The sequence below is a fragment of the Streptomyces sp. NEAU-W12 genome, assembly GCF_026242095.1.
In the GTDB taxonomy this organism is placed as follows: domain Bacteria; phylum Actinomycetota; class Actinomycetes; order Streptomycetales; family Streptomycetaceae; genus Streptomyces.
Genome location: NZ_JAPJDM010000007.1, coordinates 1 through 24,840, shown reverse-complemented (window position 1 = coordinate 24,840; position 24,840 = coordinate 1). Strand labels below are relative to the sequence as shown.

Genomic DNA, 24,840 nt, shown 5'->3' with positions numbered 1-24,840 from the left:
CGGGGAGCCGTCCGCGGCCGCCCGGGTACCCGGTGTCGGCCCGTGTGACGGCGTTCCCCTCCTGGAGGATCACCCAGTTGGTGTCCGAACCGTGCACCAGGTGGGTGCCGTCGGCCACCCGCCGTACCTCTGCGCGCACGGTCGCCCGGTCCGTCGTCCCGGTCGGAGGCCGCCCGGGAGGCAGGTCGGGACGGCGTCGGTGGGGCGGTTCCGTTCGTGTCGCAGCCGGTACGGGCCGGGAACGCGGTGCGCATCCCGTATCGGGTGGTGAAGGCCCCGGGGAAGCCGGGAGGTTCCCGGAGTCCGGGAAGTTCCTGTCCCCGAGGTCTATGGATACATTCGCGTACCGGATACGTTCGTGTATCGAACGGGGGGGTGGCGGGATGGCCGTGGACGGCAGCACCGGGCGAGTGACCGGACGCCGCCTCCGCACGCGCGCCAACCTGCTCCGGGCGGCGTTCGCCGTGTTCGCGGCCAAGGGCTTCGGGCACGCCTCGATCGAGGAGATCTGCGAGGCCGCCGGATACAGCAGGGGAGCCTTCTACTCGAACTTCGCCACCCTGGACGAACTGTTCTTCGCCCTGTACGCGGAGCGCGCCGAACTCATCGCCGAGCAGGTCTTTGGAGCCCTCGCCGGCGGCGGACCCGACCTCGACGTGCCCGACGCCGTGGACCGCGTCACCGAGGTGCTGCTGCTCGACCGGGACTGGCTGCTGGTGAAGACCGACTTCCTGGTGCGTGCCGCCCGCGACCCGGAGGTTTCCCGCACCCTGCTGGAACACCGTGCCAGGCTGCGCCGCGCCATCGCGGACCACCTGGGCCGGGCCCGCGGCCGCACCGAACTGCCCGCCGTCCTCGGCACCGCCGACGGCGCCGCGCACGCCGTGGTCGCCGCGTACGACGGAGTCACCACCCAACTGCTGCTGGACGGGGACGTCGAGCACGCACGCGCCTGGCTCGAGCAACTACTGACCGCGCTGCTCACCGACGGCAGCGCCGAACCGGCCGCGCACCGGCGCGGATGAGGAAGGGACGGTCGTCATGGACGCCGACGTCATCGTCGTCGGAGCGGGTCTCGCGGGCCTGGTCGCGGCCCACGAACTGACCAGCCGGGGCCGCAGGGTCGCCCTCGTCGACCAGGAGAACGCCGCCAACCTCGGCGGGCAGGCCTTCTGGTCCTTCGGCGGGTTGTTCCTCGTAGGCTCTCCGGAGCAGCGGCGCCTCGGCGTCAAGGACTCCTTCGACCTCGCCTGGAGCGACTGGCGGGGCAGCGCCGGATTCGACCGGCTCGAGGACGAGGACGCCTGGGCGGTGCGCTGGGCGCGGGCCTACGTCGAGTGGGCGGCGGGGGAGAAGCGGTCCTGGCTGACCGGGCACGGCATCTCGTTCCTGCCCACCGTCGGCTGGGCCGAACGCGGAGACCTCCGCGCGGACGGGCACGGCAACAGTGTGCCCCGCTTCCACATCGCCTGGGGCACCGGTACCGGTGTCGTCGAACCCTTCGTCCGCCACGCCCGGCAGGCCTCGCGCGACGGACTGCTCACCTTCCACCACCGGCACCGGGTCGACGAACTGGTGGTCCGGGACGGCACCGCGAGCGGAGTGCGGGGCGCCGTCCTGGCCCCGGACGGCGCCCCGCGCGGCGTCGCCTCCAACCGCGAGGCGGTCGGTGACTTCGAACTCACCGCCCAGGCCGTGATCGTCACCAGTGGTGGTATAGGCGCCGACCACGACATCGTGCGCCGTCACTGGCCCGAGCGGCTCGGCACCCCGCCCCGCGAGATGGTCACCGGGGTCCCCGCCCACGTGGACGGGCGGATGCTCGGCATCAGCGAGCGGGCGGGCGCGCGCCTGGTCAACCGGGACCGGATGTGGCACTACACCGAGGGCGTGCGGAACTGGGACCCGGTCTGGCAGGGCCACGGCATCCGCATCCTGCCCGGACCGTCCTCGATGTGGTTCGACGCGCTCGGCCGCCGGCTGCCCGAGCCCTGCCTCCCCGGGTACGACACCCTGGGTACGCTCAAGCACCTGCGCACCACCGATGACATCGCCGGGTACGACCACTCCTGGTTCATCCTCACCCAGAAGATCATCGAAAAGGAGTTCGCACTGTCGGGCTCCGAGCAGAACCCCGACATCACCGCCAAGGACCGGGCCGGTTTCTTGCGCGAACGCGTGCTGGGCAAGGGCGCCCCCGGCCCGGTCGACGCCTTCCTGCGCGAGGGCGCGGACTTCGTGTCCGCCCCGACCCTGGAGCAGCTCGTCGACCGGATGAACGCCCTCACCGACGAGCCGCTCCTCGACGCGGCCGCCGTCCGGCGCCAGATCGAGGCCCGCGACCGCCAGCTCGGCCACACCTTCAGCAAGGACGCCCAGGTGCAGGGCATCCGCAACGCCCGCCGCTACATCGGCGACCGCCTCGCCCGCGTGGCCGCCCCGCACCGTATCCTCGACCTCGCGGCCGGCCCCTTGATCGGCGTCAAGCTGCACGTCCTCACCCGCAAGACCCTCGGCGGTATCCAGACCGACCTCGAATCCCGCGCGCTGGACGGCGAGGGCAGGCCCGTCGAAGGGCTGTACGCGGCGGGTGAGGTGGCGGGATTCGGCGGCGGAGGCCTCCACGGCTACAACGCCCTGGAGGGAACCTTCCTCGGTGGCTGCCTCTTCTCGGGGCGCGCGGCAGGCCGGGCGGCGGCCCGGCAGACGGCGTAGCCGGCAGGCGCCGGAGGTGACGGCCGGGTCAGCGGCCGAGGAGGCGGGCCGGCACCTCGGCGTGACCGGTCTTCGGCTCCCTGGCCGCGGTCGGCAGCGTCACGTCGCCCTGTGCGGCCGGCTCCCTTACGTGTTCGAGGAGTTCGGCCGCCTCGGGAGTGGTGAGCTCCTTCTCGTAGCGCCCGCGCAACTCCTCGTACGGCCGCTCACCCGCGTGGTACCAGCGGCGCAGGCCGTGGACGGGGTCAGCCCCTCGGGCCACTCGTCCACGCGGGCCAGGTCCTTCGCCAGACCACGCGGCCACAGCCGGTCGACCAGCACACGGTTCCCGTCGTCCGGCTCGGGCGGTTCGTGGACACGGCGCCCACGCACGCTCATGACCGGTCCCTTCCCCCGCTCTCCCGTGAGCCCAACGCCGCCCACCGGGCCGGGCACGGCGGGCAGCGGAACGGCGGGGAGACAGGGCACGGAACAGGGCTGCCTCAGGCGCGTCGCGCCTTCAGGCGCCGCTTCAGCGCGCTCCGCTCCGTCTCGCTGGTGCCGCCCCACACCCCGAGGGACTGCCCCGACTCCATCGCCCAGTCGAGGCACTGCTGCTGGACGGGGCAGTGTCGGCACACCGCCTTCGCCTGCTCCGTCTGGAGGAGGGCCGGGCCGGAGGTCCCGATCGGGAAGAAGAGGTCGGGATCCTCGTCCCGGCAGGCCGCGCGGGTCCGCCAGTCATCCATGGAAAACCACCTGTGATCCGGAGTGGGTACGCATCCTTCGGATGCCTGCTCCGTCACGGGTCACCTGTCGGCGCCGGATGAAACAGCGTCGCCGGTGTCGTGCGTCATCGCGGCCACGCCCGGCCGGCCGACGGCGGACGGGTGACGCCCCCTCAACTCCGCAGCGCTGTGGCCGCAGTTGCCGCCACCGACTCGGCCAACGCCGTCAGGGCCGGGGAGTCCAGTTTCCACTGCTGCCAGTACAGGGGCGTGTCGGCCGTGAGGTCCGGGGCGAAGACGGTGAGCCGACCGGACCGCAGCAGGGGGTCGGCCTGCTTCTCGGGGACCATGCCCCAGCCCAGGCCCACGGCCACCGCCTCGACGAACCCCTCCGAGGTCGGCACGAGGTGCCGGCTCGTGCTCGCCCCCGTGCGGCCACGGGTGAGCCGGCGCACGAAGGCGTCCTGGAAGTCGTCCCGCCGGTCGAAGGTCACCACCGGTGCCCGCGGGAGCGTCTCCTCCAGCGGCCCGGCGAGATACCGCGCGGCGAACTCCGGTTCGGCTGCGGGGAGATAGCGCATCCGTCCCAGCAGCCGTACGGAGCAGCCCGGCACCGCGTCCGGCGACGAGGTCACCGCAGCCATCACCGCGCCCTCGCGGAGCAGCGCGGCGGTGTGGGCCTCGTCCTCGCGGCGCAGCTCGAAGCAGAGACGCAGCTCGTCCGGGATGCGGGTGAGGGCCTCGAGGAACCAGGTCGCCAGGGAGTCCGCGTTCACCGCCACCGACACCCGGGTCGGCTCCCCGGCCGAGCTCACTCCCAGCTCCGCGTACGCGTCCCGCGCCAGCTGTGCCACCTGGCGGGCCAGCCGCACCAGCACCTCGCCCGACCCGGTCGGCCGCACCGGCCGGGTCCGCAGCAGCAGTACCCGCCCCGTGCGCTGCTCCAGCGCCTTCACCCGCTGGCTGACCGCGGAGGGCGTCACATGCAGGGCCGCGGCCGCCGCGTCGAAGGTGCCCTCGTCCACCACGGCGAGCAGGGTCCTCACCTGGTCCAGGGGCAGATCGTCCATCACATCGGCTAAGGGTACGTAAGAATCATTAGCTGTACTGCACCAGGGAGCGGCCTCTAACGTCCTCGGCATGACCAGCACCCTGACCACCGCCGCCGCCGGATTCGGCACCGGGCTCTCGCTGATCGTCGCCATCGGTGCCCAGAACGCCTTCGTCCTGCGCCAGGGGGTCCGCCGCGAGGCGGTGCTCGCCGTCGTGGGCATCTGCGCGGTGTCGGACGCGCTGCTCATCGCCCTGGGCGTCGGCGGGGTCGGTGCGCTGGTCGTGGCATGGCCCGGTGCGCTGACCGCGGTCGGCTGGATCGGCGGCGTGTTCCTGCTCGGCTACGGTGCCCTGGCCGCGCGCCGGGCGCTCCGACCGGACGGGGCCGGGCTGAGGGCGGAGGGCGAGGCCGTGACCTCACGCCGCCGTGCCGTGCTCACCTGCCTGGCGATGACCTGGCTCAACCCGCACGTCTACCTCGACACCGTGTTCCTGCTGGGTTCCGTCGCCGCCGACCACGGGCCGCTGCGCTGGACCTTCGGGCTCGGCGCGGTGCTGGCCAGCCTCTGCTGGTTCGCCGTCCTCGGCTTCGGGGCCCGGCTGCTGAGCCGCTTCCTGGCCCGGCCCACCGCCTGGCGGGCCCTGGACGGCCTGGTCGCGGCCACCATGATCGTCCTCGGCTGCACGCTCATCGCCGGAGGCTGAGGCACGGGCGGCCCTACAGAACCCCGCGTGTGCGCGTGACCTGCCGGCCCATCAGCCGGACCCGCGTCGCCTCCAGCCGGTGCGCGAGGATCTCGGCGACACAGCGCACCAGTGTCAGCCCGAGCGCCGGATCCTCCTCACACAGCCGCAGGACGGCCGCCGCGTCGAACTCGTAGGCGCGGACCTGGCTGAAGGCCTCGGCTCCGAAGTCCCACTCGTGGGGCGGGAAAAGCCACGACCAGCCCAGCAGGTCGCCCGCGCCGAGCGTGGCGACCGTGACCCGCTGGAGCTCGTTCACCCGCTGATCCAGCGACACCGCCCCGGAGCGGACGACCCAGAAGCGGTCGGCGGTGGTCCCGGCCTCGAAGATCCGGGTGTCCTCGGGGAACGACACCTCCCGTGCGAGCGCCATCAGGCGCTCCCGCTGCGGCGGGGGCAGGGCGGTCAGGAGTTTGATCGCTTTGGTCATGGGACAGGGCTCCTCGCCGGGCAATCGCTACGGGACCTTCGTCCATTGGAGCCGCTGCCGCCGTGCGGGGCACCTCGGCGGTCACGGGCACCGTGTTCCGGGGCATGAAAAAGCCCTGGCCGGACGGGGGAAACCAGCCAGGGCGGTCAAGAGGTGGCCGGGGAGGACGTTCGTCGGCTCCGGCGCCACGTGTGTATGAACGATAAACCATTACTTCGGGCCCGCATCACGGTAAGCGGGGCACGTGACCTGTTTCACTCCGGCGTGCACTTCGGAACGGCCCGGGAGGTTTGTCCGTGCCATGAGGGGTCAGCCGGAGGGGGGTGACCCTTTTCATCGAACAGGGAGCCGAACAATGTGCGAGGAGCGCATCACCTCAGGCGACCGGGGGCGACCCGACGTAGACCCGCCCCGCAGGGAACCGCCCGGCGCTGTCCGGACCGCCCCCCGGCGCCCCTACCGGCCGGCGCAGGTGAGGGAGGCCGTGCAGCGGGCAGTGGGTGAACGCTGTCGCTCCACGCGCACTCCGTGCGACGCCGCCGCCCTGGCGGACGCCCTGCTCGTCGCCTCCGAACTCACCACGAACGCGATCCTGCACGGCGGCGGCGTCACCGACGTCCGGGTCGACGTCGCCGGACCCGGTGTGGAGGTGTCGGTGAGCGATCGCAGTCCGGAACTGCCCGTCGCGCGGGTGGCGGACGGCCCACGGGGACGCCTCGCGCCCGGGGGGCGCGGCTGGCCCATCGTCTGCCTCCTGTCCCGCGACATCCGCGTGCGGGACCTGCCCACGGGCGGCAAATGCATCACCGCCCTGGTCCCCCTCACCTGAGCAGCGACCGAACCTTTTTCGCTGATTTGTGCCGTAAAGCGGAGTTTGCGCCACCGGTCACCGGGCAGATGGAGGATCGTGCTTCGGACCGGAGGCGCGCCAGCGGGAGAGGTGCCACTGCTGTGGCACTCGCACCGGACGTCCCCCCACAGTCGCCGTCCCACGGCAGACCGCCCATGACACCAACTGCTCGGGAGCGAAACCGCATGCTCATCGACTCGTCCACCGACCGCCCCGACACCCCCGCCCCCACGACCGCCACCCCCGACGCGGCCACCTCCACGGCCGCGGGCGGTCGCAGGCGCCACGACGACGCCCCCGAGACCACCGCCCTGTTCAGTCGGCTGACCTCCCTGGACGACGGCCCCGAGCGGGACGCCGTCCGCGACGAGCTCGTCACCGCGTGGCTGCCCATGGCCCACCGCATCGCCGGCCGCTTCCGCGACCGCGGCGAATCCGTCGAGGACCTGCGTCAGGTGGCCGCTCTGGGCCTGGTGAAGGCGGTGGACCGCTTCGACCCGGACCGCGGAGCCTTCGAGAGCTACGCCGTCCCGACCATCACCGGCGAGGTCAAACGGCACTTCCGGGACCGGATGTGGGCCCTGCGCGTGCCCCGCCGGGTACAGGAACTGCGGAACAAGGTACGGATCGCCCGGCGTGACCTCACCCAGACGCCCGGCAGCCCCGAACCCACTCCGGCGGACCTCGCCCGGCACACGGGACTGACCGAGGAGGAGGTCGCAGCCGGACTGGAGGCGCTGGAGAGCTTCAGCACCCTGTCGCTGGACGCGGAGATGTCGCCCGACGACGACGGTTACAGCCTGGCCGACACCCTGGGCGCCTCGGACGCGTCCTACGACGTCGTGGTCGACCGGGAATCCGCGAAGGAGGGCCTGCGCCGCCTGCCGGAACGCGAGCGCACCATCCTGTACATGCGCTTCTTCGAGGACATGACGCAGAGCCGCATAGCCGACCAGCTGGGGATCTCCCAGATGCACGTGTCCCGGCTGATCAGCCGAAGCTGCGCCCGGGTGCGCGCCGACGCCATGGGCGGCCGCATGAGGGGAGCACGGAGCCGATGAGTGAATCCGAGATCCCGCCGGACGACGGCCGCCCCGTGGACGTCTACCTCGACCTCCTGAGCATCCGGATGGACACCGAGGACTACCGTCTGCTGCTGCGCGTGGTGGAGCCGGTGCTCCGGGCGATCGAGGAGCACCGGTTGTCCGGTCTCGACCTCGCTCTGGACGGCGGTGACGAGGAACTGCCCCAGGAGGTCCGCGACGAGGCCGCCCTCGTCATCGCCACGGCCGTCACCGGCCGCATGGACAACGAGGTGGTCGAGCTGGAGGTCGACGAGAGCGGACCGGTCAGGGTGGTCACCGACGCGACGACCGCCGCCGACCCGTCGCGCCTCGACGAGATCGCCGACTACATCAGGCAACGCCACCGGCAGAACGACGAACTACGCGGTATCGCCGAGGCCAGCGGCCTGCCCACCGACTTCTGAGCCCCGGCACCCACCGACTCCAAAACCCGGTGCTCACCGGCTTTTGGCCCCGCGCCCCGCCGCCCGGGACCAGCTGTCCACGGCTCTTCGGGCGTCCCCTCCCCCCGTCGTCCGAGCATGCGGCCTCACCGCGGGCCGTCACCCGTCAGCGGGACGTCCAGCGGACGGGCGAGACCCACCACCGCCTCGTCGAGCCGCTCCAGATGCCGCAGGACGCGGCCGGTGATCCGGCCGTAGCGCGACGCGCCGTCACCGTCGGAACCGCCCAGCAGCGAGGCGAAGCTCGGCCCCGTCTCGATCCCCGCCTTCGTGTCCTCGCCCGCGACCCGGGCCGCGATCGTCGAGATGTTGCGCACGGTGCGCGCCGTCGCACCGCGCAGCCGGGGGTCTGCCGCGATCGAGGGATGGGCCGGCAGCAGCTCGGCCGTCGCCGCCAGCGAGCGCGCATGGTACGCACACGTCTCCAGGAGCGCTACGACGTAGCGCGCGGTGTCGCGTCGGCCCCGCAGCGGAGTGACCGGATGGGTGAGCGGCTTGGTCGCGGCGCGCAGCTCGCCCAGCGCCTTGTCCAGCTCCCGCGCCCGGTCCAGCAGATCGGCGGCCGGCCCGCCGCTGAGCTGGTCGACGGCGGCCTCGGTGACCTCGGTGAGCCGCTCCAGCACGGTGCCCAGCAGCTCGTCCGTCCGCTGGTCCGTACGCACCGGCAGTACCAGGAACGCGGCGAACACCCCGCAGGCTGCGCCCAGCGCGGTCTCGGCCACGCGCAGCACCAGCACCTCCCAGCTGTAGGTGTGCAGCAGCGTGTACAGCAGCCCCACCATCGCGGTCACGAAGAACGACATCAGCGTGTACGAAAGGGGTGCCGTGTACGCCATCGCGAAGATCAGCACCAGTATCAGGGCGAACGCCGGCCAGGTGTGCCCGCCCACCAGCCACGCCAGCGCGATGCCGGCGACGACGCCGAGCAGTGTCCCCAGCAGCCGACGGTAGCCCTTGACCAGGATCTCGCCCGTCGACTCGGTGTTGATGAAGACGAGCCAGCAGGTCAGGACAGCCCAGTGCCAGCCCTGGGAGGACAGCAGCCCACCGCCGACGACGGCGAGCGACGAGCCCACGGCGACCTGGACGGCGGCCCGGGTGGTGGGCCGCCGCAGCCCTTTGTCCTCCTCCGCCGGTTCGTCCTGCTCACCGGCGTCGATCGCGGCGTCCTCGGCGTCCAGCTCCTCCCGGGAGCGGGCCGCCGAGGGGGTGTCGTCGGACTCGTCCTGCGGGCCGTCCAGAGCGATCCGCAGGCCCATCACCGCGCGGGACGCCTCGCCGATGGCCCGGAACACGTCCTGGAGGGCCGGGGGGCAGGCCGGGAGGTTCTCCTCGTCCCGGTAGGCGAGCAGCCGGTTGCGTACGTGGGCGATCGACGTCCCCTCCACCCCGGGCCCGGCGTGCAGCACCTGGGTGCGCAGGGAGAGCAGATCGCGGCGCAGTGCCGCGGTGGCCTCGTCCGGCGCGTCCGTCCGGCCGGCCTCCGGGGCGGGCGCGCCCGGCAGATGCAGGGTCAGCGTGGTGTCCGTGAGTTCCGCGCTGCGGGCGGTCAGCAGCAGCAGGCCGAGCCGCTCCGCGGCGAGCTCGGCGTCCGCGATCCGGCGCTGCACCAGCCGAGCCGACGACGCGTCGGGGGTGCCCCGTTCCAGCCGCGTCTGGATCATCAGGGCCGTCTCGTGCAGCCGTGCGGTGCCCGCGCGGACGTCCGCCAGGGCCTTGTCGACCTCGCCCCCCTCGGCGTCGAGCAGCGCCAGCTGCGCCGTCACGAGCTGCGCCAGCCGGGCCCGGAAGGCCTCGCGCAGACGTGCGAGAAGTCCGGCCGGGACCACGGGAACGACGGCGAACCGCATGACGGCACTGCAGCCGAACGCGACGGCCAGCGCCGCCCAGATCCCCGGCAGTCCGTCGGGGGACGCGCCGATGAACAGGGAGGCGAAGTAGACCTGGAAGCCGATCAGCCCGAGCGCGGTTCCGCGGTCGCCGAACCTGCGGGCGTACACCGCGCAGTAGATGAGGACGACGAAGAAGATGTCCCCGGCGGAGGCCCGCTCGCTCAGCACCGCGGCCAGCGACACGGACACGAGGGCCACGGGCAGACCCAGGGCGAGCGTGACGGCCTGCGCCCCACGCTGCTTCTCCCGGATGGCGAAGGTGGCGACCATCGCGGTCATGGCCCCCGCCACCAGCTGGGTGACACCCGCCCCCGTCAGGGCGAGCACGGCCAGCGTCAGCGCGAGGGAGCCCACCGTCCGCAGCCCGGCCGTCATCCGCAGCATCCCGGGGTCGGACGCCGCGAGGCGGTCCCGCAGCCGCGTCCGTGCCGAGCGCTCCGCCGCCGCCTTCACGCCGCCGCATCCTCCCCGTCGTTCGCGTTGATCAGGATGCAAGCATGACACGTGCCACCACGGACCCACCGGGTGGCTCCCACCGGCCGGAACACCCGGCCCGGCCGGCCCTCCGAAAAGGGCGGAGCCGCCGCGGAGGCCGGGTCACCGCACGGGCAGTCCCGCCTCCTCGACGTGCGCCCGCACCTGCTCCGGAGTCATATAGGCATCCGTGTACTCGAAGTCCCTCAGTTTGGCGGGCCGTCGGGCCTGGAAGCCGGTCCGCACGAAATCGTCTCCGGCGATCGAGTTCAGCAGCCAGTTGGTCATGACCCTCGTCTTGGCGACATTGGTGCGCAGCGCCGACCAGTGGTACCCGCGGGCCGCCACCTGGGCGGGCAGGCCCCGCAGCTCCACACCGAGCGGCCTGGAGACGGCGTCGGTACCGCCGAGGTCCACGACCAGTCCGAGGTCCCTGTGGTGGTAGGGCCGAAGCGGCCGGCCGGTCAGCGTCGCGATGACGTTGTCGGCGACCTGCCTGCCCTGGCGCAGGGCGTGCTGCGCGGTCGGTGGGCACACCGCGCCCTCCACACCCTTGGCGTGGTCGGGCACCGCCGCGGCGTCACCGAGGGCGAACACCCCGTCCGCGCCCGGCAGACACATGTCCGCGGTGACCGCGAGCCGCCCGCGGACGGTCTCGGCGCCGAGCGTGGCGACCAGCGGGCTGGCGACCACGCCGGCCGTCCAGATGAGGGTGCGGGTGGGGATCACCCGGCCGTCGGTGAAGGTGACCTCCTCCGGTCCCGCCTTCGCGACGGAGACGCCGAGCGAGATCTCGATGCCGCGCCGGGTGAGGATCTCCTGCGCGCTGCGCCCGAGTTTCTCGCCCAGTTCGGGCATGAGCTTCGGAGCGATGTCGATCAGGTGCCACTTGATCAGCCCCGGGTCCAACCGCGGGTAGCGCTTGACGGCCGCATGGGTCAGGCGCTGCAGACAGGCGGCGGTCTCGGTGCCCGCGTAGCCGCCGCCGACCACCACGAACTGCAGCCGCGAGGCACGCTCGGCCGGGTCGTCGCTCGCGTCGGCGAGATCGAGCTGGGCGATGACGTGGTCGCGGATGTAGGCGGCCTCGGCCAGCGTCTTCATGCCGAACGCGTGGTCCGTCAGCCCAGGGATGTCGAAGGTACGGGTGACACTGCCGGGGGCCAGCACGATGTAGTCGTAGGACTCGTCGAGGATCCGGCCGGTGATGCTGCGGATGACGCAGACCTTGGCCTTCGGATCCACGCCGATGGCCCCGCCCGGGATGATCCGGGTGCGGTACTTCGCGCTGCGGCGCAGCGACACGGCGACCGACTGCGGGGTCAGCACACCGGAGGCGACCTGGGGGAGCAGCGGCAGGTAGAGCTGGTAGGAAAGCGGCGTCACCAGGGTGATCCCGGCATCGCCGGGGGAGAGTTTCCGCTCCAGTCGGCGGACGCACTCCACTCCGGCGAAGCCTGCGCCCACCACCAGGATCCTGGGTCGTGTCACGGTGTCCATCCCTTTCTGCGGCTCCGCACGGTCCGCCTCGAGCACCCACGGGTCCGCTCGGACGTCGACGACCCTTCACCTGCCCCTGGATCGCCGCCTTGCACCTTCTTGATCGCAGAGTGCCGCGATCGCGGCACATCGCGGTTCACCGGGGCACGCCGTGTCCGGACGCGTACCCGCAACGCGCGCGTGTTCAGCACCACGATGCCCGCACCGGCGCCGGAGCGCACCGGGAGACCCGTGGCGAGCGGCGGGCGGTGGGAGCCGACGGGCGATCAGCGGTGCAGGTGGCAGAGCAGCAGACAGACGTCGTCGTCGCGTTCGGAGTCGCGCAGAAGAGGGTTCAGGAGGCGGTCCGCCGAGCCCTCCAGGTCCGTGTCGAGCTCCGCGGGGCCGAACGAGCCGAGCGCGTCCGCGAGCCGTCCGATGCCCGGATCGATGCCCTCGACCCGCCGCTCGACCAGCCCGTCCGTGTAGAGCGCCAGCGTCGATCCCGGTGCCACCTGCTCGGTGTGGTCGGCGATCTCCTGTTCCAGCGGGATGCCGAGCATCGCCCCCGGCTTGGCGTCCAGGGTGCGGACCCGCCCGTCGGGCAGCCGCAGCACCGGCGGCGGATGCCCCGCGGCGGCCCACGTGAGCGTGGCCTCGTCCGGGTGGAACCGGGCGATGACCGCCGTGGCGTACAGATGCGGCTGGAGCTGGTGCAGGAAGCCGTGCAGCCGGGTCAGCAGCCGGCCGGGGCTGCCGCCGTCGACGGCGTACGCGCGCAGCGCGGTGCGCAACTGGCTCATCATCACCGCCGCGTGCAGCCCGTGCCCGGTCACGTCGCCGACGACCGTGATCAGACTCCCGTCCGGCCGGTGGAAGGCGTCGTACCAGTCGCCGCCGATGTTCATGCCGTGGGTGGCCGGCAGGTACCGGGCGGCCAGGCTCATCCCCGGAGTCGTGGGCAGGTCGGTGAGCAGGGCGAGCTGCAGTGTCTCGGCGATGTCCCGGTTGTGCTCGAAGCGGCGGGCGTTGTCGATGGCGATGCCGGCCCGGCGCGCGAGCTCGAGCAGCATCACCGCGTCGTCCGGGTCCCAGCGCTCACCGGGCGACGACAGGGTGAGCACACCCAGCGGCGCCCGGCGCGTCAGCAGCGGCACGCACAGCAGCGGCCGGCCGGCGTCGAGCTTCGAGGGCGGCTGGTCGTCCACACCGCGCAGTCCGCCGGGCTGGTCGGCGGCGTACTGCGGCCGCCCGGTACGGGCCGCGCGCACCGCCGCGGCCGGGCGGGGCGGAGGCCGGTGCGGACCGTCGTCCTCGTCGAACAGCCATACGTCGACCCTGGCCGCGTACCGGGGCACCAGCAGTTCGGGCAGTCGGCGCAGGATCTCACCGTGGTTCAGAGAGGTGTTCAGCACCGCGCTGGCGTCCGCCAGGAAGGTCAGCCTGCGGCGGGCGTCCTCCGCCTCGTTGCGCGCCCGGCGCTCGGCGGCGAACGCCTCCCGCTGGGCGCGACCCGCCGCGTCCAGTTCGGCGTGCAGGGCCAGGACGCCCTGGTTCGTCTGGTGCAGCTCCTCCCGGTGGAAGGCGACCAGCGCCTCCTGCTCGGCGAGTCGGTCGAGCACCAGAGTGGTGTCCTCGTCGGCGCTCAGCAGCGCCTGGGACAGAACCGCCGGAACGTCGCCGGGCACCGTGTCGCTGTCGCTGTCGCTGTCGCTGTCGCTGTCGCTGCCGCTGTCGCTGTCGCTGTCGCTGTCGCTGTCGCTGTCGCTGTCGGCTCGCGGCCGGTGCACCGGCGAAAAGGGGATCGTCGTCTCCCACGGCGTCTGCCCGGGGACGGACGCGTCCGCCGGGGGCGCCAGGACGGCGTGCAGCGCATCGCCGCCGTCCTTTGCGCGGTGCACGTCGAGGGTGAGCCGCCAGGTGCCGCCCTCGGCGAGGCACTGCCGCAGCCGGACGCCGAGCGCGGCGGCCAGCCGGGCCCGCTCGACGGCCGGTACTCCGTGGCGGGCGGCGAGCCGCGCGAGGGCGGCACGCGCGCGTGCCGCCCCGGTCACGCTGCTGATCTGCCATGTGCTCGTCATGGATGGTCCGGTGGAGTGGAGGTCAGTACGGCCACCGCGGTGTCGTCCCGCACCGGACGGGCGGCGCTGCCCGCGTCGCGGATCGTCACGGCCGCCGTCACGGCCGGGTCGGCCGCCGGCGTACCCGGGTCCGACGGCGGGACCCAGCGGCTGGGCAGGCCGTCGGTGTGAAGGAACAGCACGCTCCCGGCGGACCACTCGAGATCGTCCTCGCGTACGGTGCCGGGCCGGTGGACCCCGACGATGCCGGGCCGTGAGAGCAGGGCCCGCCACCGGTCGCCCTCGCGCAGCCGGGCCCCGACGTTGCCGATCCCGGCGAACCGCAGCCGCCCGCTCCGGGCGTCGAGCTGGGCCACCGCGACGGCCGCGCCCCGGGTTGCGCCCAGCTCCTCATGCAGCAGGCGGAGCGTCTCGGCGGGGCCGAGATGGGGCCGGCCGCGCACCGCCTCCACCGCGGCGGTCGAGGCGCGTGCCGCTTCGAAGCCGTGGCCCAGACCGTCGGCCAGCATCAGGGTGTGCCGGTCCCCGGACCTGACCCACACCCAGGCGTCCCCCGAGTGGTCGGCCCCGGCGTAGGGGACGTTGACCCCACCCGCACGGATCACGGGCACCCCGGGACCGCCGTCACCGCCGGGTGCCGACGAGGAGCCTCTCCCGACGCGGGCCACCGCCACCGTGCCCCGGCCGAGGACGCTGTGCAGGCCGAAGTCGTCCGAGAGCCGCCGACAGGTGCCGAGGCCCGCGCCCAGTGAGCGGGTGGTGCTGAACCCGTCCCGCAGCGCGCCCGCCACATCGGCGATCCCGGGTCCGTGGTCGATCGCGGCGATCTGCACGGCCCGCACCGGGCTGCCCTCGCGCAGCACGGGCGGATCCACGACGTCGACGAGCACCTCACCGTCCCGCGCGTGCTTGAGCAGGTTGGTGGCCAGCTCCGTTGCCACCAGTGACACCGCCGCGGTGCCCCGCTGGTCGAGACCGGCCAGGGCCGCCGCCTCCTCGGCGGCGACCCGGACGTCCCGTACCCGGGTGGAGTCCCGCACCGGCACGTCCCAGACGCGCGGCATCAGGTCTCCTCCCGTGCGCGGGGCGGCCGGTTCACCCAGGAGGTCACCCGCACGACGGTCCCCGACCCCACCGTGCTCTCGACTTCGAAGTCGTGCACCAGGCGCCGTGCGCCGCCCAGCCCCATCCCCAGCCCGTCGCCGGAGGTGAAGCCGTCCCCGAGCGCTCGTTCGAGGTCGGGAATGCCCGGCCCGGAGTCGCTGAACGTCAGTCTCAGCCCGCTGCCGAACCCCGCGGTCACCGGGGAGGCGTCCATCTGCCCGCCCCCGCCGTGCACCAGGGTGTTGCGCGCCAGCTCGCTGGCCGCGGTGACCAGCTTCGTCTGGTCCACCAGGCCGAAGCCGAGCAGGGCGGCGGCCTGCCGCACATGCTGGCGCACCCACACCAGGTCCATGTCCGACCGGATGGGCAGGCAGGCCTCGGTCCCCGAGGCGGTGGGCATCACGCGCGCTCCCGGCGCGCACCGCCGGCACGCGTCGGCACGACGGGCTGCTCGAGCAGTGCCATCGCCGCCTGGGTGTCGAGCGCGGTACGCAGTCCCGGCAGCGTCAGCCCCAGCTCCACCAGGGTGATGGCGACCGCCGGCTGCATCCCGGCCACGACGGTCCGCGCGGCCAGCAGCGAGGACTGCGCCGCGATCTCGGCGAGCACCCGCCCCAGGAAGGAGTCGACGATCTCCACGCCGGAGATGTCGATCACCACCCCCGTGACCCCGCTGGCCGCGATGGTCTGCGACAGATCCTGCTGGAGCTGCTGGGCCGCGGTGTCGAGCAGGTCGCCCTGAAGAGTCACCAGAAGCACGTTGCCGAGTCTCAGTACCGGAACATGTCCCGCGACCGGGCGGGAGAACGCCTCGCTCACCGGCGGCCCGCACTTCCGACTGCCGTATGCACGACGTCGACCCCCAGCTCGTGCAGGCAGTAGCCCAGCGCGTCGGCGAGACTCGCCCGGGTGAGTACGGATCCGAGGTCGAGACCCAGGTGAACCATGGTCTGCGCGATCGCCGGTCGGATGCCGGAGACGACGCACTCCGCGCCCATCAACCGGGCAGCCGCGACCGTCTTCATCAGGTGCTGAGCCACCAGCGAGTCGACCGTCGGCACCCCGGTGATGTCGAGGATCGCGAACCGCGCGTGCTGGTCGACCACCGAGTTGAGCAGGGTCTCCATCACCACCTGGCTGCGGGCACTGTCGAGCGTCCCGATCAGCGGAACCGCGACGATCCCGTCCCACAGCTTGATGACCGGCGTCGCCACCTCCAGCAGCTGCAGGCGCTGCCGGTCCATCAGCGCCTGCCCCTCGCTCAGCGCGGTCTGCATGGACACCACCCGCAGGGTGCCCATGAGCGTGCTCAGCTCGGCCGTGCACGCCCGCAGCTCCTCGGCCGAGACCTGCTCCAGGTCCGCGACGAGCAGACTGTCGACCGGCGGCCACAGTGCGGCCAGTTCGTTCGACACCTGCGTGGCGGACAGTCCGGCACGGGTGCGGGCCGCGCTCATCCGCGCCAACTGCTCACGCACACCGGTGAACCCGGCGGCGTCCGAATCCTCGGCCCGCTGTGCGTCGGCGACCTGGGCCAGGGCGTCGACAACCGCCTTTCCGGCCTCGACCGCTTCATCGCGCGAGAGGGTGAAGACCGTACGGAACAGGGGTTCGTCCGCCCACCGCTGGGCGATCTGCTCACGCCTGCGCCGCAGGAAGTCCCTGACCTCGAGCGTCGGCGTTCCCAGCGGTCCGCCCGCTGCGCGCTCAGGCACCTGTTTCTCCTCGTTGTTGTTGTCCCACCCGGCCCGAGCCGGGCGCCGAAACCGTGTCGCGCCCCGGCCGGACGACTACTCTAACGACGCTCCGGGCCGGTGCGGCAGCCCTTGCCGGAGCCGAGGCCCCGCAGGCGGCGGGCACCACCGGCCGCGCGAGGATTGCGAGGAGGTCCGGCGTGCGGCCTGCCGGACCTCCTCGACCCGGCTCAGGGGCCGGGGCCTTGCGATGTCGGGCGGCGTTACGTCCTGTGCGCGCCGTCGACCCGCTCCAGTGCCTCCTCGGTGCTCTGGGACACCGGAACCGTGATGCTCACGCCGGTCAGGTCGAGAACGCGGCGCACCGCGGGCACAGGGGAGATGATGTGCACGCTTCCCGGCAGCTCCCGGACCTCCTGGTAGATGCGCAGGACGATGTTCATGCCTGACGAGTCCATGAAGGGGACCGCGGACAGGTCCAGCAGGAAGTGCCGGCGTCCGTGATGGAGCTGGTTGGCCAGGTGATGCTGGAACTCGGTCGCGGTGTCGGCGTCCAGATCGCCCTGCACTGTGAACAGGGCGACATCCTCCCGGACCACGGACACCTCCACGGACAACGGGTTCGGGGCCATGGACAACACATACCTCCCAATCGAGCCGACGGCCGGGTCCGGCCGCACGCGCAGCCGCCTACCCCGGGATCTCCGCTCCATGCCGGGATCTTCCGCACCGGTCCGGGAGGCGACGCCTTCACATCACGCCCGGCCCGGCGCGGGTTTTGTGACTTCGTCGGCCGAATGCGCCCGCTCCGGAAGGGTAGTTGGCTGCTGTGGAGGCGGGCGGGGACCGGAGAGCGGGCCCCGCCCGCTCCGGGATCGTCATCACAGTGGAGGCAAGGAGCAGCGTGCCCATGGACAGCATCTGGTCATACGCGCCGGAGCTGGGTCTTGCCCAGGGGCAGGATCCGGACCTCACGGGATACACCGTCGTCGCGAGCGACGGCAGCACCATCGGCCATGTGGACCGGCAGGCCGACCATCACACCATGCGGCACCTGGTCGTCGACACCGGCGTCTGGGTGTTCGGCCGGAGTCTCCTCGTACCCGTCGGCGTCGTCGCCACCGTCGACTCCGGCCAGCGCAGGATCACCGTGTCCTGCACCAGGTCCGAGGTGAAGGCCGCGCCCCGGTTCAGGACCGACAGCGAGACCATGGACCCGGGCTACCTCACGACGGTCGGCGACTACTACCGGGCGCTCACCCGGCCCGGGCCCCCGCCCGAGCGTGCTCCCGGCGCCCCGGCCGGATGACCGTCGCCCGGTGATCTCCGCACCGGACGCCGGCCGGCTCACCTCACGGAGCCCGGCCGGCCCGGCGCGGGAGTCACCGGCCGCCCGGCCGTCACCAGGGCAGGAACACATGGATGTCCTTGCCGCCCGCGGTGCCGACGACGCTGACCTGGTCGCACAGCGTGTGGATCAGATGCCAGCCGATCCCGCCCCCGCCGTGGCTCGGTCTGAAGGGCCGGGGCGTCGGCTCGGTCGTGCTCGTGTCGTGCATCACCACGTGCACCCCGTCGAACGTCCTGCGCAGCCGCAACCCGAACGGTCCCGGCGCGTACTGGACCGCGTTGGCCGCGAGTTCCGTGACCACCAGAAGGATGTCGTCCCAGTGCTCCGGGGCCGTCGGCGGGGAGACGCGGGCCAGTTCGAGGAGGAACTCCTCCGCCACCAGGCGTGCGTCGGTGACGTCGTGCAGCTCCCCGGGGAAGCCGGCGACGCGTTCCGTGATCTCCTCTGCGGCCACTGGCCTGTCCCTGTGCGGCTCGGATGCCATGGTGCCTTCCCTGCCCCGACTTCCACGGGCCAGTCGTTCATGTGTGGTCCGTTCCTTCGTTCTCCTGTGTCTGTGGGTTCCCGGGCAGCCGGGCCCTACGCGCCCGTATCTGCGGGTGAGCGAGGGGTGACGGGCAGGTCGCCCCGGGCGGTCAGCGGAAGACGTTCTCCGAGTCGTCCCAGACCGACGGCTCCTCCGGCACCGGCTCCCGATCCGGACGCGAACGGGAGCGGTACATCGCGTCGATCTCCAGCGCGTACCGCTGCACGATCTCGTCCCGGCGCAGCTTCATCGACGGCGTCAGCAGGCCGTTGGTCACGTCGAACGCCTCCGGCAGCACCCGGAACACCCGGATCGACTCCGGACGGGACACACTGCTGTTCGCCGCGGCGACCGCCCGCGCCACCTCCTCACGCAACGCGTTCTCCTCCCGGGCCTCCCGCGTCGCGGCGTCGCCCGGCAGTGACAGCGCCGCCCGCCAGTGAGCCAGGAAGTCCGGGTCCAGTGTGATCAGCGCCCCCACACAGGGCCGGTCGTCCCCCACCACGACGGCCTGGTGCACGAGCGGGTGCATCCGCAGCCGCTGTTCCAGGGCCGACGGCGCGACACTCTTGCCACTGCTGGTGATGATGATGTCCTTCTTGCGGCCGGTGATCGTCAGATAGCCCTCCGAGTCCACCCGGCCGATGTCCCCCGTGGCCAGCCAGCCGCCGGCCAGCGCGGTCAGGGTGGCGGCCTCGTCGCCCACGTACCCCTGGAACACCGACGGCCCGCGCACCAGGACCTCCCCGTCGTCGGCGACCCGGATCTCGCTGCCCGGCAGCGCCAGCCCGACGGTGCCGGACTTCTCCCGGCCGAGCGGCTGCATCGTCACACCGCCGCCGGTCTCGGTGAGCCCGTAACCGTCGTGGACGTAGATGCCGATGCCCTCGTAGAAGAGGGACAGCTCGCGACTGAGCGTCGAGCCGCCCGAGGTGGCCCTGCGTACCCGGCCGCCCAGTGCGGCCCGCAGCCTGCGGTACACCGTCCGTTCGTACAGGGCGTGCTGGAGCCGCAGGTCGAAGCCGGGCCCCGGGCCCCGGCCCAGCCGCTGCCGCTCCACGGCGGCGGCGAAGTCGCGCGCCGTGTCGGCGGCCCGCTCGAACAGGGCTCCGCGGCCCGCCTGCTGGGAGGCACGCAGGAAGTTCTTGTAGATCTTCTCCAGCAGGGAGGGGACCGCGTACAGATAGGTGGGGCGCAGGGTGCGCAGCGCCGAGGACAGGGCCTCCGAGCCGAGATCGGGCTCGTGCCCCATCAGCAGGCCGCCGCGTACGCACAGGCCCTGGATCATCAGTCCGTACACATGGGAGAACGGCAGGAAGGCGAGGACCACGGCCTGCTCACCCGGCTCCGCCGCCGTGTGGGCCCAGCCCTCCAGCAGGACGTCACACGGGGCGGCCAGGTTGCGGTGGCTCAGCGCGCACCCCCTCGCCTGCCCCGACGTACCGGACGTGTAGGCGACCACGGCCGTGGAGTCCGGCAGCACGATCCGGCGCAGTGAGTCCACCGTGGCCGGAGGTATGTACTCGCCGCGCGCCACCAGCTGCTCCAGCGCCCCCGAGTCCAGCTGCCAGACGTGCCGCAGCCGCGGCAGCGCGGCGCACACGGACCCGACGGTCATCACGCCCTGCTCGTCCTCGACCACCACGGCCACGCAGCCGGAGTCCCTGAGGATCCACTCCACCTGCTCCCGCGACGAGGTCGGATAGATGGGGACGACCTCCGCGCCCACGGTCCACAGCGCGTAGCACAGAACCGTCCATTCGTAACGGGTCCGCGCCATGATCGCCACCCGGTGGCCCGGGGACAGCCCGGAGGCGACCAGTCCTTTGGCCAGGTCGACGACCTGGTCGCGGAACTCCAGAGCGGTGACCTCCTCCCAGGACGCGGAGGCCGGGTCGGCGCGACGGGCGAGCATCGGCAGGTTCGGGCTCTCGGCCGCCGTCTCGAAGAGACTGTCCGCGAGGCCGCCCGTCAGGGGTGGGGCGGCCTGCGGAGCGAGAGCGAGGTCGCGCATGCACTGCTCCTGACATGTACGGGCTGTGACTCGGCCGACGAGCAGAGTCATCGGCGGTGCCTGAATCTAGCCGAGCCCGGGCGTTCCGGGGCCGGATCACCGGAACTGTGGCCGCACTGATGATCACAACGCCCCGGTGGCCCGACCCCGCCCCTACGCTCCGCCCGTGTTCCCCGCCCGTGCCTTCCCTTTCAGCGTTCTGCCCGTACGCGGCCCGTACACACCGTGCCCGGACCGGCCGGTCGCCGTCCGGGCGCGGCCACGGGGCGGAGGGCGGCGGACCGCCGGGCCTCACAGGTCGTGCGGCACCAGCCACACCGTCGCGAGGGGCGGAAGGGTGAGGCCGACACTGCCGTCCTCGGGCTTGACCGGGGCCGGGTTGGTGACGTCGCCGCCGCCGTACCGGGCGGCGTCCGTGTTGAGGACCTCCCGCCAGGCGATCACGTCGTCGGGCACACCGAGCCGGTAGTCGTGCCGGACGACGGGGGAGAAGTTCGAGACCGAGAGCAGCGGGGTGCCGTCCCGGCCGTACCGCAGGAACGCGACCACGTTGTCCTCGGCCGCGTCCACCGCCACCCAGCGGAACCCGTCCGGATCGGTGTCCCGCTGCCACAGCGCGTCCGTCTCCCGGTAGCGGGCGTTGAGATCGCGCACCAGGTCCCGCACACCGCGGTGGTCGCCCGCGGAGTGGTAGGAGTCGTCCAGCAGCCACCACTCCGGGCCCTGCTCCTGGGACCACTCCGCGCCCTGCGCGAACTCCTGCCCCATGAACAGCAACTGCTTGCCGGGGTGGGCCCACATGAAGCCGAGATAGGCCCGGGTGTTCGCCCGCCGCTGCCACCAGTCGCCGGGCATCTTCGAGACCAGTGACCGCTTGCCGTGCACGACCTCGTCGTGCGAGATCGGCAGCACGTAGTTCTCGCTGTACGCGTACACCATCGAGAACGTCATCCCGTGGTGGTGGTACCTGCGGTGCACCGGCTCGTGGCTCATGTACTCCAGCGAGTCGTGCATCCAGCCCATGTTCCACTTCAGCCCGAAGCCGAGGCCGCCGGTGTCGGTGGGCCGGGTCACCCCGCCCCACGCGGTCGACTCCTCCGCGATCGTCACCACACCCGGGCACCGCCGGTAGACGGTCGCGTTCATCTCCTGGAGGAACGCCATCGCCGCCAGGTCCTCCCGGCCACCGTGCACGTTGGGCTCCCACTGGCCGGAGTCCCGCGAATAGTCCAGGTAGAGCATCGAGGCCACGGCGTCCACGCGCAGCCCGTCGATGTGGAACTCCTCGCACCAGTACACGGCGTTGGCGACCAGGAAGTTGCGCACCTCGGTCCGGGCGAAGTCGAATGTGTACGTTCCCCAGTCCGGGTGCTCCGCCCGCCGGGAGTCCCCCGGCTCGTACAGTGGATCCCCGTCGAACCGGGCCAGCGCCCAGTCGTCCTTCGGGAAGTGCGCCGGCACCCAGTCCATGATCACGCCGATGCCGGCCCGGTGCAGGGCGTCGACCAGGTACCGGAAGTCGTCCGGGGTGCCGAGACGGGCCGTGGGCGCGTAGAAACCGGTGACCTGGTACCCCCAGGACGGGCCGTAGGGGTGCTCGGCGACCGGCATCAGCTCGACATGGGTGAAGCCGAGGTCCTGGACATAGGCCGGCAGCACCTCGGCGAGCTCGCGGTACGACAGGCCCGGCCGCCAGGAGGGCAGATGGACCTCGTACACCGAGAGCGGCGCCTCGTGCAGGGGCACGTGGGCGCGGCGCTTCATCCATGCGGCGTCGCCCCACGTGTAGTGCGAGGCCGTCACGACCGACGCGGTGTTCGGCGGTTCCTCCGCGAGGCGCGCCATCGGGTCGGCCTTGAGCATCCGACGGCCGTACCGGGAATGCACCTCGAACTTGTAGCGGGCGCCCTCTCCGATTCCCGGCAGGAACAGTTCCCACACGCCGGACGAGCCGAGCGAACGCATCGGGAACGCCGTGCCGTCCCAGCAGGTGAAGTCGCCGGCGACCCGGACGCCCCGCGCGTTCGGTGCCCACACGGTGAACCGGGTGCCCCGCACGCCCTGGTGGGTCATGGGGTGGGCGCCGAGCGCCGTCCACAGTTCCTCGTGGCGTCCCTCGCCGATCAGGTGCAGATCGAGTTCGCCGAGCGAGGGCGGCATCCGGTACGGATCGTGCACCTCGACGGCGTCCTCGTCCCCGTAGGCCACCGCCAGCGTGTACGCGGGGACCGCGTCCAGCGGCAGCACTCCGGAGAAGAGGCCGTCTCCCTCCGAGGCGAGCGGGGTGCGCCGGCCGCCGGTGACCACACTCACCGTGCGCGCGAACGGCCGCAGCGCCCGGAAGGCGATGCCGCCCGGCACCGGGTGCGCGCCGAGCAGCGCGTGCGGATCGTGGTGGGCGCCCGCCAGCAGGCGTCCCCGGTCCTCGGGTTCGAGGGCAGGGGCGGTCCTGGGCGTCTTCGGGGCGGACGGGACGGACCCGGCCGACTCGGGCAGCGGGGTGTCATGCAGGGCCACGGCTTCAGTCTCCTCTCACGGCGAGGCGCTCGATCGCCGCCATGGGTACGGGCAGCCAGTCGGGTCGGTGCCGGGCCTCGTACAGCACCTCGTACACGGCCCGGTCCGTCTCATAGGCGCGGAGCAGGCCGTGCTTCTTGCGCGGGTCCCAGCCGGCGCGGGCCGCGTAGCCCGCGCAGTAGGCCTCGCGACAGCGGCGCGCCCACTCCGGGCGCCAGGGACGGCGCTGGCGGGCGGCGTAATCGAACGAGCGCAGCATCCCGGCGATGTCCCGCAGGGGGGAGTGGGCGCTGCGCCGTTCGGAGAGCGGCCGGGACGGCTCGCCCTCGAAGTCGATGACGAACCAGTCCCGTCCGGCCCGCAGTACCTGCCCCAGGTGCAGGTCGCCGTGGATGCGCTGGGCGGGCGGCCCGGGATCACAGGTCGCGAGCGCGGCGAACGCCGCCTTCAGACCGGGCACGTACGGCTGGAGCACGCGTACGGAGTGCGCGGCGGACGTCAGACGCTCGGTCATCCCCTCCGACGTCAGCCCGCCCCGCCCGGGCCTGCCGACGGGGAACGCCGAGGCGAGCGCCAGGTGCACATCCGCCGTGGCCCGGCCGAGGGCGTGCGACTGCGCGGTGAAGTCGTCACCGGCGGCCAGCGCCTCCAGGGCCAGCGTCCAGCCGTCGGAGGCATCGCGCAGGAACGGCTGGAGTACACCGAGCGTCGCCTTGAACGGATGCGTGGTGCGCAGCCAGGCCACGGGAGCGGGCACCCGGTGACAGCCCTGCCGGGCCAGCGCGCCCGGCACCTCCAGATCCGGGTTGACACCGGGCTGGATCCGCCGGAAGAGCTTCAGGATGAACTCGTCGCCGTACACCAGGGAGGAGTTGGACTGTTCGGCGTCCAGCAGCCGCGGCACCAGTCCGGCCGGCACCCGCTGGGCCGCGTCGCCCTCGAACCGCAGCGGGCCCACCGCTCGGGGGTGCCGCAGCCGTTCCAGCAGCAACTGCGCCGACCGCGGGTCATGCAGCGCGTCGTAGACCGTACGCCCGGCCAGCGGCCCGTCCTGCACCCTGCCGATGACCGCCCGGCCCAGGCGCGGCGCCGGGTGCTCCCGTACGCCGAGGAGGAGCTGGTAGCAGTCACCGGCCCAGGGCGTGTTCCCGGGCGAGGGCACGCCGCCGTGGCCGGCGTGGACCAGCAGATGGAGACAACCCGGGAACAGCTCGGTCATCGACAGCACGTGGAGGTCGGTGACGGGTCGGTCCTTGCCGGCGAACCAGCGCTGCTCCGGCAACCACTCGCGCAGCAGCCCGGCGAACGACCGCGTGGGTTCGGCGGTCGCGCTTCGCGGGCACAGGAATGCGGTCTTCGTCATGTGGACGCCTCCTCTCGTCGGCGCACGGTCACAGTCGGCGGCCGGTGCGGGATGCGGTTCGGGCGAGCCGGAACCAGTAGAAGCCGTGGCCCCCGAGGGTCAGCAGATACGGCAGTTCGCCGATGGCGGGAAAGCGCACCCCGCCGAACAGCTCGACCGGATGGCGTCCCTCGAACTCACGCAGGTCGAGTTCGGTGGGCTGGGCGAAGCGGGAGAAGTTGTTGACGCAGAGCACCAGGTCGTCCTCGTACTCCCGGAGGAAGGCCAGGACGGCGGGGTTGGAGGAGGGGAGCTCGGTGTAGGTGCCGAGGCCGAAGG

At 72.6% G+C, this 24,840-nt stretch carries 23 protein-coding genes and 1 pseudogene; 7 read left to right on the top strand and 17 right to left on the bottom strand.

The window, feature by feature from the left end:
- The first annotated feature begins 383 nt into the window (after nt 1-383).
- Both ORI94_RS10465 and ORI94_RS10460 read left to right on the top strand, forming a co-directional pair.
- Nucleotides 384-1,025, top strand: a complete 642-nt coding sequence (locus tag ORI94_RS10465; RefSeq protein WP_266074176.1) for a TetR/AcrR family transcriptional regulator — start codon at nt 384-386, stop codon at nt 1,023-1,025.
- A 16-nt stretch (nt 1,026-1,041) separates the two neighbouring features.
- Complete coding sequence (locus ORI94_RS10460; RefSeq protein ID WP_266074175.1) at nt 1,042-2,715, top strand: FAD-binding dehydrogenase; 1,674 nt, start codon at nt 1,042-1,044, stop codon at nt 2,713-2,715.
- Between the two features lie 28 nt (nt 2,716-2,743).
- Here ORI94_RS10460 and ORI94_RS10455 read toward each other — a convergent pair.
- The 3 genes and pseudogenes from ORI94_RS10455 to ORI94_RS10445 form a co-directional block, all read right to left on the bottom strand.
- Nucleotides 2,744-3,093, bottom strand: a pseudogene (locus ORI94_RS10455) (DUF488 domain-containing protein).
- A gap of 104 nt (nt 3,094-3,197) precedes the next feature.
- Complete coding sequence (locus ORI94_RS10450; protein ID WP_266074174.1) at nt 3,198-3,443, bottom strand: WhiB family transcriptional regulator; 246 nt, start codon at nt 3,441-3,443, stop codon at nt 3,198-3,200.
- Between the two features lie 152 nt (nt 3,444-3,595).
- Nucleotides 3,596-4,492: a LysR family transcriptional regulator ArgP gene (locus ORI94_RS10445; RefSeq protein ID WP_266074173.1), complete on the bottom strand. Its 897-nt coding sequence runs from the start codon at nt 4,490-4,492 to the stop codon at nt 3,596-3,598.
- 70 nt (nt 4,493-4,562) lie between these two features.
- Here ORI94_RS10445 and ORI94_RS10440 point away from each other — a divergent pair, with 70 nt between their 5' ends.
- The gene (locus tag ORI94_RS10440; protein ID WP_266074172.1) at nt 4,563-5,180 is read left to right on the top strand and encodes a LysE/ArgO family amino acid transporter; all 618 of its coding nucleotides are present in this window, start codon (nt 4,563-4,565) and stop codon (nt 5,178-5,180) included.
- A 13-nt stretch (nt 5,181-5,193) separates the two neighbouring features.
- On the opposite strand, the gene ORI94_RS10435 is transcribed toward ORI94_RS10440, so the two are convergent.
- A complete protein-coding gene (locus ORI94_RS10435; protein ID WP_266074171.1) occupies nt 5,194-5,649 on the bottom strand; it encodes a cyclic nucleotide-binding domain-containing protein in 456 nt (151 codons plus the stop codon).
- 355 nt (nt 5,650-6,004) lie between these two features.
- Here ORI94_RS10435 and ORI94_RS10430 point away from each other — a divergent pair, with 355 nt between their 5' ends.
- The 3 genes from ORI94_RS10430 to ORI94_RS10420 all read left to right on the top strand — a co-directional run bounded on the left by ORI94_RS10430 (nt 6,005) and on the right by ORI94_RS10420 (nt 7,988).
- On the top strand, nt 6,005-6,478 hold the full coding sequence (locus tag ORI94_RS10430; RefSeq protein WP_416237797.1) for an ATP-binding protein: 474 nt from the start codon (nt 6,005-6,007) through the stop codon (nt 6,476-6,478).
- 206 nt (nt 6,479-6,684) lie between these two features.
- Nucleotides 6,685-7,560: a SigB/SigF/SigG family RNA polymerase sigma factor gene (locus tag ORI94_RS10425; protein ID WP_266074170.1), complete on the top strand. Its 876-nt coding sequence runs from the start codon at nt 6,685-6,687 to the stop codon at nt 7,558-7,560.
- Nucleotides 7,557-7,988, top strand: coding sequence for a hypothetical protein (locus tag ORI94_RS10420; RefSeq protein ID WP_042172336.1), 432 nt, complete (start codon nt 7,557-7,559; stop codon nt 7,986-7,988). The genes ORI94_RS10425 and ORI94_RS10420 overlap by 4 nt, the downstream gene beginning before the upstream one ends.
- A 125-nt stretch (nt 7,989-8,113) precedes the next feature.
- Here ORI94_RS10420 and ORI94_RS10415 read toward each other — a convergent pair whose 3' ends face one another.
- From ORI94_RS10415 to ORI94_RS10380, 8 genes are all read right to left on the bottom strand, one after another.
- Complete coding sequence (locus tag ORI94_RS10415; RefSeq protein WP_266074373.1) at nt 8,114-10,303, bottom strand: FUSC family protein; 2,190 nt, start codon at nt 10,301-10,303, stop codon at nt 8,114-8,116.
- Between the two features lie 213 nt (nt 10,304-10,516).
- Nucleotides 10,517-11,893, bottom strand: a complete 1,377-nt coding sequence (locus tag ORI94_RS10410) for an NAD(P)/FAD-dependent oxidoreductase (protein ID WP_266074169.1) — start codon at nt 11,891-11,893, stop codon at nt 10,517-10,519.
- 266 nt (nt 11,894-12,159) lie between these two features.
- Nucleotides 12,160-13,953 carry a PP2C family protein-serine/threonine phosphatase gene (locus tag ORI94_RS10405; protein WP_266074168.1) on the bottom strand — a complete coding sequence of 598 codons (1,794 nt, stop codon included), beginning with the start codon at nt 13,951-13,953 and terminating at the stop codon, nt 12,160-12,162.
- The gene (locus tag ORI94_RS10400; RefSeq protein ID WP_266074167.1) at nt 13,950-15,017 is read right to left on the bottom strand and encodes a SpoIIE family protein phosphatase; all 1,068 of its coding nucleotides are present in this window, start codon (nt 15,015-15,017) and stop codon (nt 13,950-13,952) included. Before ORI94_RS10400 ends, ORI94_RS10405 begins: the two co-directional genes overlap by 4 nt.
- Nucleotides 15,017-15,457 carry an anti-sigma regulatory factor gene (locus ORI94_RS10395; RefSeq protein ID WP_266074166.1) on the bottom strand — a complete coding sequence of 147 codons (441 nt, stop codon included), beginning with the start codon at nt 15,455-15,457 and terminating at the stop codon, nt 15,017-15,019. Before ORI94_RS10395 ends, ORI94_RS10400 begins: the two co-directional genes overlap by 1 nt.
- Nucleotides 15,457-15,876 carry an STAS domain-containing protein gene (locus ORI94_RS10390; protein WP_266074165.1) on the bottom strand — a complete coding sequence of 140 codons (420 nt, stop codon included), beginning with the start codon at nt 15,874-15,876 and terminating at the stop codon, nt 15,457-15,459. Before ORI94_RS10390 ends, ORI94_RS10395 begins: the two co-directional genes overlap by 1 nt.
- The gene (locus ORI94_RS10385) at nt 15,873-16,772 is read right to left on the bottom strand and encodes an STAS domain-containing protein (RefSeq protein ID WP_266074164.1); all 900 of its coding nucleotides are present in this window, start codon (nt 16,770-16,772) and stop codon (nt 15,873-15,875) included. The genes ORI94_RS10390 and ORI94_RS10385 overlap by 4 nt, the downstream gene beginning before the upstream one ends.
- Nucleotides 16,773-17,014: 242 nt before the next feature.
- Nucleotides 17,015-17,389 (bottom strand): STAS domain-containing protein, encoded by a 375-nt coding sequence (locus tag ORI94_RS10380; protein ID WP_266074163.1) that lies wholly within the window; start codon nt 17,387-17,389, stop codon nt 17,015-17,017.
- 266 nt (nt 17,390-17,655) lie between these two features.
- Here ORI94_RS10380 and ORI94_RS10375 point away from each other — a divergent pair, with 266 nt between their 5' ends.
- Nucleotides 17,656-18,060, top strand: coding sequence for a PRC-barrel domain-containing protein (locus ORI94_RS10375; RefSeq protein WP_266074162.1), 405 nt, complete (start codon nt 17,656-17,658; stop codon nt 18,058-18,060).
- 91 nt (nt 18,061-18,151) lie between these two features.
- On the opposite strand, the gene ORI94_RS10370 is transcribed toward ORI94_RS10375, so the two are convergent.
- The 5 genes from ORI94_RS10370 to ORI94_RS10350 all read right to left on the bottom strand — a co-directional run.
- A complete protein-coding gene (locus ORI94_RS10370) occupies nt 18,152-18,586 on the bottom strand; it encodes an ATP-binding protein (RefSeq protein WP_266074161.1) in 435 nt (144 codons plus the stop codon).
- A gap of 151 nt (nt 18,587-18,737) precedes the next feature.
- A complete protein-coding gene (locus ORI94_RS10365) occupies nt 18,738-20,642 on the bottom strand; it encodes an AMP-dependent synthetase/ligase (protein ID WP_266074160.1) in 1,905 nt (634 codons plus the stop codon).
- A 291-nt stretch (nt 20,643-20,933) separates the two neighbouring features.
- Nucleotides 20,934-23,159 carry a 1,4-alpha-glucan branching enzyme gene (gene glgB / locus ORI94_RS10360; protein ID WP_266074159.1) on the bottom strand — a complete coding sequence of 742 codons (2,226 nt, stop codon included), beginning with the start codon at nt 23,157-23,159 and terminating at the stop codon, nt 20,934-20,936.
- Nucleotides 23,160-23,163: 4 nt separating this feature from the next.
- A complete protein-coding gene (locus ORI94_RS10355; RefSeq protein WP_266074158.1) occupies nt 23,164-24,522 on the bottom strand; it encodes a maltokinase N-terminal cap-like domain-containing protein in 1,359 nt (452 codons plus the stop codon).
- Nucleotides 24,523-24,550: 28 nt separating this feature from the next.
- The coding region (locus ORI94_RS10350) for an alpha-glucosidase C-terminal domain-containing protein (RefSeq protein ID WP_266074157.1) at nt 24,551-24,840 on the bottom strand (290 nt) is incomplete at its 5' end.

Coding starts and splice junctions, on each gene's coding strand:
- ORI94_RS10425 (WP_266074170.1), top strand. CDS start 6,685: ATGCTCATCGACTCGTCCACCGACCGCCCCGACACCCCCGCCCCCACG.
- ORI94_RS10435 (WP_266074171.1), bottom strand. CDS start 5,649: ATGACCAAAGCGATCAAACTCCTGACCGCCCTGCCCCCGCCGCAGCGG.
- ORI94_RS10355 (WP_266074158.1), bottom strand. CDS start 24,522: ATGACGAAGACCGCATTCCTGTGCCCGCGAAGCGCGACCGCCGAACCC.
- ORI94_RS10460 (WP_266074175.1), top strand. CDS start 1,042: ATGGACGCCGACGTCATCGTCGTCGGAGCGGGTCTCGCGGGCCTGGTC.
- ORI94_RS10465 (WP_266074176.1), top strand. CDS start 384: ATGGCCGTGGACGGCAGCACCGGGCGAGTGACCGGACGCCGCCTCCGC.
- ORI94_RS10440 (WP_266074172.1), top strand. CDS start 4,563: ATGACCAGCACCCTGACCACCGCCGCCGCCGGATTCGGCACCGGGCTC.
- ORI94_RS10410 (WP_266074169.1), bottom strand. CDS start 11,893: ATGGACACCGTGACACGACCCAGGATCCTGGTGGTGGGCGCAGGCTTC.
- ORI94_RS10450 (WP_266074174.1), bottom strand. CDS start 3,443: ATGGATGACTGGCGGACCCGCGCGGCCTGCCGGGACGAGGATCCCGAC.
- ORI94_RS10445 (WP_266074173.1), bottom strand. CDS start 4,492: ATGGACGATCTGCCCCTGGACCAGGTGAGGACCCTGCTCGCCGTGGTG.
- ORI94_RS10420 (WP_042172336.1), top strand. CDS start 7,557: ATGAGTGAATCCGAGATCCCGCCGGACGACGGCCGCCCCGTGGACGTC.
- ORI94_RS10405 (WP_266074168.1), bottom strand. CDS start 13,953: ATGACGAGCACATGGCAGATCAGCAGCGTGACCGGGGCGGCACGCGCG.
- ORI94_RS10370 (WP_266074161.1), bottom strand. CDS start 18,586: ATGGCATCCGAGCCGCACAGGGACAGGCCAGTGGCCGCAGAGGAGATC.
- ORI94_RS10395 (WP_266074166.1), bottom strand. CDS start 15,457: ATGCCCACCGCCTCGGGGACCGAGGCCTGCCTGCCCATCCGGTCGGAC.
- ORI94_RS10365 (WP_266074160.1), bottom strand. CDS start 20,642: ATGCGCGACCTCGCTCTCGCTCCGCAGGCCGCCCCACCCCTGACGGGC.
- ORI94_RS10415 (WP_266074373.1), bottom strand. CDS start 10,303: ATGCTGCGGATGACGGCCGGGCTGCGGACGGTGGGCTCCCTCGCGCTG.
- ORI94_RS10430 (WP_416237797.1), top strand. CDS start 6,005: ATGTGCGAGGAGCGCATCACCTCAGGCGACCGGGGGCGACCCGACGTA.
- ORI94_RS10400 (WP_266074167.1), bottom strand. CDS start 15,017: ATGCCGCGCGTCTGGGACGTGCCGGTGCGGGACTCCACCCGGGTACGG.